Raw genomic sequence first — 5,617 nt, forward strand, 5'->3', positions numbered from 1 at the left:
GTCAGGGGGTGCGGAGTTCGACGAGGGTGATCTGGGGTGGGGCGCCGACGCGGACCGGCGGGCCCCAGAAACCGGCGCCGTTGGTGACGTACACCTTCGTGCCGTCGACCTCGCCCAACCCGGAGACGACCGGCTGCTCCAGCCCGACCGCCAGGTTGAACGGCACGATCTGCCCGCCGTGGGTGTGCCCGGAGAGCTGCAGGTCCACACCGAACTTCGCCGCCTCCACCGCCGCGACCGGCTGGTGCGCGAGGAGCACCACCGGGCGGGACGGGTCACGGTCGCCGAGCGCCGCCGCGTAGTCCGGTCCGGCGGCGAGGCCGGCGCCATCCCCGGAGACGTCGTTCACGCCGGCCAGGTCCAGTACGCCGCCCTGGGCGGGGACCTCCACCCGTCGGTTCTGGAGGACCCGCAGCCCCAGCCGGTCCAGCTCCTGCACCCACTCCTCCACCCCGGAGTAGTACTCGTGGTTGCCGGTCACGAAGTAGCTGCCGTAGCGGGAACGCAGGTCACGCAGGGGCGCCGCCGCCTCGCCGAGTTCGGCGACAGTGCCGTCGACGAGGTCACCGACGACGGCGACGAGATCCGCGTCGAGCCGGTTGATCGTCGCCACGATGCGTTCGGTGTGCGCCCGGCCGAGCAGCGGTCCCAGGTGGATGTCGGAGACCGTGGCGATGCGCAGGCCGTCCATGCTCCGGGGCAGCTTCGCCAGCGGGATGCGTACCCGGTCCAGCTCCGGCGGACCGAGGGCGGCGCGTACGCCGTACCCGGTGATGCCGGCGGCCGTGAGCCCGGCGAAGACGGCGGCTCCCCGGGCCAGCAGCAACCGGCGCGACGGATCGTGGTCGGGCTGGTCGACCGCTGCGGCGGCCGGCGGGTCGGCGTTGGCGGCACCGCCCACCAGCACCGGCTCGGGGGCGGCGGCAGTCGGCTCGGCGGCGACCACCCGCCGGCGCAGCGCCAGGCGGGCCACCAGCATCGGCACCTCGAGCGCCAGCAGCAGCACCAGCAGGTAGAACATCAGCGCGAGCCAGAGGTAGCCGGGCCAGGCCAGCCAGTAGAGCTCGGCCCGGGTGCCCGCCATCGTGGCCGGCACGAGCACCGCGAGCACCACGGCGACGACGCCGCCGATCCGTCGCCAGCGCCCCGGCCGGGTGGTGTCCCGGACCAGGCGTTTCCACAGATAGAGATGGAGCAGGCCGGTGATCAGGGCGAGGGTGCCCACGAACCCCAGAGCCGACAGCACACGTCCTCCCTCAGCCGCCCGCGAAAGGGGGCAGGACGTCGATCGTCGCCCCGGCCGGCAGCGGTGTGTGTCGATCATGACAGACCAGGCCGTCGACGAGGAAACTCGCCACCCGCAGTACTGCCGCGAGCCGCTCGCCATGACGTACGGCCAGCTCAGCGGCGATGCCGTCGAGCGATCCGCCGGCCGGAACGAGCTCCTCGCTCCGGCCGGCCGCGGCCCGCGCCCCGGCGAAGTAGCGGATGGTGAGCGTCGCGGTGCGGGGCGGCGCCGTCCGGTCGGTCACGGTCAGCCTCCGATGGCGGACATGGGCCGGGCAGGTTGCAGGAAGGTCGGGTCGTCGATGCCGTGACCGGCGCGCTTGCCCCACATCGCCCGGCGCCAGCGGTCGGCCAGGTCCTCGTCGTCGGCCCCGGCGCGCAGCGCGCCGCGCAGGTCGGACTCCTCGGTGGCGAAGAGGCAGGCACGGACCTGGCCGTCGGCGGTGAGCCGGGTGCGGTCGCAGTCGCCGCAGAACGGGCGGGTGACGCTCGCGATCACCCCGACCCGGGCCGGGCCCCCGTCGACCAGCCAGGTCTCGGCCGGTGCCGACCCCCGCTCGGCGGGATCGGTACGCAGGTCGAACTCGCGCCGCAGCGACGCGAGGATCTCGTCGGCGGTGACCATGGCGGCCCGGTCCCAGCCGTGCTGCGCGTCCAGCGGCATCTGCTCGATGAACCGCAGCTCATAGCCGTGGGCGAGGGCGAAGCGGAGCAGGGCCGGGGCCTCGTCGTCGTTGACCCCGCGCATCAGCACACTGTTGATTTTCACCGGGGTGAGACCGGCGGCCGCCGCGCCGGCCATGCCGGCCAGTACGGCGTCGAGCCGCGGGCGGCGGGTCAGCTCGGTGAACCGGGCCGCGTCCAGGGTGTCCAGCGACACGTTCACCCGGTCGAGACCGGCGGCGCGCAGCGCCGGAGCGAGCCGGTCCAGGCCGATGCCGTTGGTGGTCAGCGAGATCCTGGGCCGCGGGTCGAGCGCGGCCACCGCGGCCACGATCCCCACCAGCCCGGGACGGATCAGCGGCTCACCGCCGGTGAACCGCACCTCGGTCACGCCCAGCCGCTGCACGGCGACGCGGACCAGCCGGACGATCTCGTCGTCGGTGAGCAGCTCCGGCCCGGCCAGCCAGGGCAGCCCCTCGGCTGGCATGCAGTACGTGCAGCGCAGGTTGCACTTGTCGGTCAGCGAGACGCGCAAGTCCCGGGCGACGCGGCCGTACCGGTCGACGAGGATGCCGTCGGATGATTGGGCGGCCTTCACCGGTCGACCGTAGCGTGGTTGAGCCCGGTGAGGGCGGATCGGGCGGTCCGGTTGACCGCATCGCGGTACGTGGCCCCGAAGAGGGCGGTGTGCACGAGCAGCAGGTGCAGCTGGTGCAGCGGCACGCGCTCCCGCCACCCGTCGGCCAGCGGCCAGACCTCCTCGTACGCGGCGAGGATGCGGTCCAGGTAGGGCGCTCCGCCGAAGAGTGCCAGCTGGGCGAGGTCGGTCTCCCGGTGCCCGCCGTGCGCGGCCGGGTCGACCAGCCAGGCCCGCTCGTCGGCGGCCCAGAGCACGTTGCCCGGCCACAGGTCGCCGTGGATCCGCGCCGGTGGTTCGTCCCCGCCGAACTCGCCGATCCGCTCGACGACCTTCTCCACCACCGAGATCTCGGCGGCGGTCAGCGCGCCGTTCTCCACCGACCGGCGCAGGTACGGGATGAGTCGCCGGTCGGCGAACCACTGCGACCACGGGCCGTCGTCGGGGGTGTTGTCCTGCGGCAACGCCCCGATGAAGCCGTTCCAGGGCGCGCCGAAGCACTGCGCGCCGGCCCGGTGCAGGGCGGCCAGGTCCCGGCCGAGGCGTTCGGCCGCCTCCGCGGTCGGCTCCCCGGGCTGCACCCAGTCGAGGGCGAGCAGCTCCGGCAGCGCCACGATCACCTCGGGCACCGGGACCGCGGCCGCGTCCCGCAGCCAGCGCAGCCCGGCGGCCTCGGCGGTGAAGAAGCCGTCCGGGACCGGGCGGTCGGCGCGTTCCGGCCAGGTCTTGGCGAAGACAGAGTGACCGTCGTCGAGCGTCAGCCTGGACGCGGCGCAGATGTCACCGCCGGAGACCGGGGTCTCCCGGATCCGCTGGTGGGTGAGGAAGGTCGGCAGCTGGGCCGGGTGCGCCCGCAGGTACGCGAGGTCCATTACCGCACCGTAACTTGTCCGACCGACCTTTTGCCCGCCGGCGGCCGCTCCGCCACCACTCCTGCGGGCCGCTCGCCCCGCCCTGCGCGCCCGGGTGGGCACGAGCACGTGGACGACCCGACCGCCTGGATGGTCGTGGTCGGGGCTGAGCTGGGAGAACACGCTACGTGACTGTGGACGGCGGGCGTGTCGTCCACAGGGGCTGCGGAGCGTACCCGCCCGGTCGCAGGCTGCCAACATGGCCTCGACAGAACTTCCCCGTCTCGCCGTACGCTCGCCCGCCGACCTGCTCGCCGCCGTGCCGTACCTGCTCGGCTTCCACCCCGCCGAGAGCGTGGTCGTGGTGGCGATGCGCGGCCGGCGGGTCGTCTTCGCCGCCCGGGCGGACCTGCCCGACCCGGCCGAGGACCCCACCGGCCCGGTCCGCCACCTCGCCCACGTCGTCGGGCGGCAACGAGCCGACGCCGCCACCGTGATCGGCTACGGACCGGCCGGCCGGGTCACCCCCGCCGTCGACGCGGCCCGGGGCGCGCTCGCCGAGGCCGGGCTGGTCCTGCTCGACGCGCTGCGCGTCACCGACGGTCGATGGTGGTCCTACCTCTGCGACGAGGCGGGCTGCTGCCCACCGGAGGGCCGGCCGTACGACCCCGGCATCAGCGAGATCACTGCCTCGGCGGTCTTCGCCGGCCAGGTGGCGCTCCCCGACCGCGCCGCCTTGGTGGCCCAGGTGGCGCCGGTGGACGGGCCGGCACGCGAGGCCATGCGACGGGCCACCGTCGAGGCGGAGCGGCGGTTGACACGCCTTCTCGACGAAGCCCCCGCCGACGAACCGCCGGACGGCCGGCCGGTGCACACCGCCGGGGTGGTTGCCGTACGGGAGGCGCTGCGCCGGCAGCGTCGGGGCGAGCGCCTCGGCGACGACGAGGTGGCCTGGCTCAGCCTGCTGCTGACCCGGGTGCCGGTACGCGACCACGCCTGGGAACGCACCGACGGGCGGGACCGCGACATCCGGCTCTGGACCGATGTGCTGCGCCGGGCCGAGCCGGACCTGATCGCTGCCCCGGCGAGTCTGCTGGCCTTCGCCGCCTGGCGCGCGGGCCAGGGCGCCCTGGCGGCGGTCGCGCTGGAACGGGCGCTCGCCGAGCACCCCGACTACTCGCTGGCGCTGCTCCTCGACGATCTGCTCCGTCGTGGCGTACCGCCCTCGGAGTTGGACGGCTGGCCGATGGTCGGGCCGCCGGGCGTGGTCCGCAAGCGGAGGCGAAGGCGCCGCCCGGCCCGTTGAGAACGGCACGTGCCCATCGCACCGGCAGCGGGGTCCGTCGAACGATGTACGCGGCGTTCGTTCCCCGGGGCGACTCGATCGAGGTCGCCACGCCCGAGAATCGGTACGTGGTCAACCTCCCCTCGACACACCGATGAGCGCCGGTCTGCTGCTGGCCCTCGCCGGGCTGGCACTCATCGACAGCACCAGCATCGGCACGCTCTTCATCCCGGTCTGGTTGCTGCTCGCCCCGGGCCGGGTCAACGTTCCGCGCATCCTCGCGTACCTCGGGACGATCGCCGGCTTCTACCTGCTGGTCGGGCTGCTGCTGGTCTGGGGCGGCACCCGGCTGGCCGAGGCGGTGAGCGGCGCGCTCGATCAGCGACCGGTGCTGTGGGCGCAGCTCGCGCTCGGGGTCGGGCTCTTCGCGATCAGCTTCCGCTACGACGGCAAGCGACGACGCCGCTCCGGTGGGGTATCGCGCTGGCGGGACCGGGCCACCTCCGGTGACTCCTCCGGCCGGTGGCTGGTCGGGTTGGCGCTGCTCGCCGCGCTGGCCGAGGTGGCGACGATGCTGCCGTACCTCGGCGCGGTGAGCCTGCTGGCGACGGCCGACGTGGGCGGTCCCGCGGTGGCTGCCGTGCTGGCCGGCTACTGCCTGCTCATGGTGCTGCCCGCGGTGCTGCTGCTCGGCATCCGGGTGGCGTTCCCGGCGCGGGTCGAGCCGCTGCTCGACAAACTCAACACCTGGATCACCGAGAAGTCGGGCAGCATGCTGGGCTGGGTTCTCGGCATCGCCGGCTTCCTGCTGGCTCGCGACGCCGCCGCCCGGCTCGACCTCTTCGGCTGACCGGAGGCCGCAGGTGGGGCGGGCGTCCGCGGGCGGGCACACGC

Annotated in this window: 6 protein-coding genes; 2 read left to right on the plus strand and 4 right to left on the minus strand. The window is 74.3% G+C overall.

Going from position 1 to position 5,617, the window contains the following annotated elements; all coding sequences use genetic code 11:
* Position 1 precedes the first annotated feature (1 nt).
* The 4 genes from E1211_RS30305 to E1211_RS30320 are packed head-to-tail and all read right to left on the minus strand — an operon-like array spanning position 2 to position 3,459.
* On the minus strand, positions 2-1,246 hold the full coding sequence (locus E1211_RS30305; protein ID WP_132353370.1) for a metallophosphoesterase: 1,245 nt from the start codon (positions 1,244-1,246) through the stop codon (positions 2-4).
* Between the two features lie 10 nt (positions 1,247-1,256).
* Entirely contained in the window at positions 1,257-1,532 is a 276-nt protein-coding gene (locus E1211_RS30310) for a MoaD/ThiS family protein (protein ID WP_243709776.1), read from the minus strand.
* Between the two features lie 2 nt (positions 1,533-1,534).
* Positions 1,535-2,548, minus strand: a complete 1,014-nt coding sequence (gene moaA, locus E1211_RS30315) for a GTP 3',8-cyclase MoaA (RefSeq protein ID WP_132353372.1) — start codon at positions 2,546-2,548, stop codon at positions 1,535-1,537.
* Positions 2,545-3,459, minus strand: coding sequence for a fructosamine kinase family protein (locus E1211_RS30320; protein ID WP_132353374.1), 915 nt, complete (start codon positions 3,457-3,459; stop codon positions 2,545-2,547). The genes moaA and E1211_RS30320 overlap by 4 nt, the downstream gene beginning before the upstream one ends.
* A 238-nt stretch (positions 3,460-3,697) precedes the next feature.
* On the opposite strand from E1211_RS30320, the gene E1211_RS30325 reads away from it, so the two are divergent.
* Together E1211_RS30325 and E1211_RS30330 are read left to right on the plus strand one after the other, a co-directional pair.
* Entirely contained in the window at positions 3,698-4,744 is a 1,047-nt protein-coding gene (locus E1211_RS30325) for a DUF4192 domain-containing protein (protein ID WP_132353376.1), read from the plus strand.
* A 133-nt stretch (positions 4,745-4,877) separates the two neighbouring features.
* A complete protein-coding gene (locus E1211_RS30330) occupies positions 4,878-5,573 on the plus strand; it encodes a GAP family protein (protein WP_132353378.1) in 696 nt (231 codons plus the stop codon).
* Positions 5,574-5,617: the final 44 nt, after the last annotated feature.

Origin of the sequence: Micromonospora sp. 15K316 (assembly GCF_004348525.1) — a bacterium.
GTDB lineage: Bacteria > Actinomycetota > Actinomycetes > Mycobacteriales > Micromonosporaceae > Micromonospora.

What these genes read in the sequence shown, in the direction of transcription:
- E1211_RS30320 (WP_132353374.1), bottom strand. Translation starts at nt 3,459, where the DNA reads ATGGACCTCGCGTACCTGCGGGCGCACCCGGCCCAGCTGCCGACCTTC.
- E1211_RS30325 (WP_132353376.1), top strand. Translation starts at nt 3,698, where the DNA reads ATGGCCTCGACAGAACTTCCCCGTCTCGCCGTACGCTCGCCCGCCGAC.
- E1211_RS30330 (WP_132353378.1), top strand. Translation starts at nt 4,878, where the DNA reads ATGAGCGCCGGTCTGCTGCTGGCCCTCGCCGGGCTGGCACTCATCGAC.